Source organism: Pseudoalteromonas sp. SG41-5 (assembly GCF_014164495.1).
GTDB classification, from domain to species: Bacteria; Pseudomonadota; Gammaproteobacteria; order Enterobacterales; family Alteromonadaceae; genus Pseudoalteromonas; species Pseudoalteromonas rhizosphaerae.
Window position 1 is genome coordinate 1 of record NZ_JACJFH010000278.1, and the last position, 550, is coordinate 550.

Genomic DNA, 550 nt, shown 5'->3' on the forward strand with positions numbered 1-550 from the left:
GCCTAAACAAACCAGACAACACACCGTATTGGAAACGACTGATGAAAACCCTTGCAATGCAAATTATTGCGGGTGTTTAAAAGTTATTGCTCTTTAACAATCAGAAAAGGAATTCAAACCTAGGCAGCATAAATGCTGTCTAGGTTTATTGGCACGTTGCTGGCTAACATGGCGACATAATAAACGGTGAAGAAAACAGCCATTTAAATTTGCGTAGGCGCGGCTTTACGCCGCGCAAATTGAACAATAAAAACGACATTCAGTTTGAATAGTTAAGATGGGTGTCATCTTAAATTTCTCTCGTGGTTATAATATTGAAGCAGCTAAAAAGTATGCAGAAATGATACAACGTAGAATGTCACGTTACACAAAGCACAGAGTATTTAAACAAATCCCCCTTAATTCCCCCATATTAGTAGATGCGATATGGATGCTTCAGCCTGCACGAACAGGGTGGCAAGCAGAAATAAATTACAATGCATTCTTGACTGAATTTGGTTTGCAGCCAGGCGACCAGATAGAACTCAAACTAGAAGCCACGGTGTACCCC

The 550-nt window shown here is 40.4% G+C and carries 1 protein-coding gene; it reads left to right on the top strand.

Going from position 1 to position 550, the window contains the following annotated elements:
- Nucleotides 1–340: 340 nt before the first annotated feature.
- Nucleotides 341–550: hypothetical protein (locus tag H5232_RS24045; RefSeq protein WP_220496133.1), on the top strand; the 210-nt coding region annotated here is incomplete at its 3' end.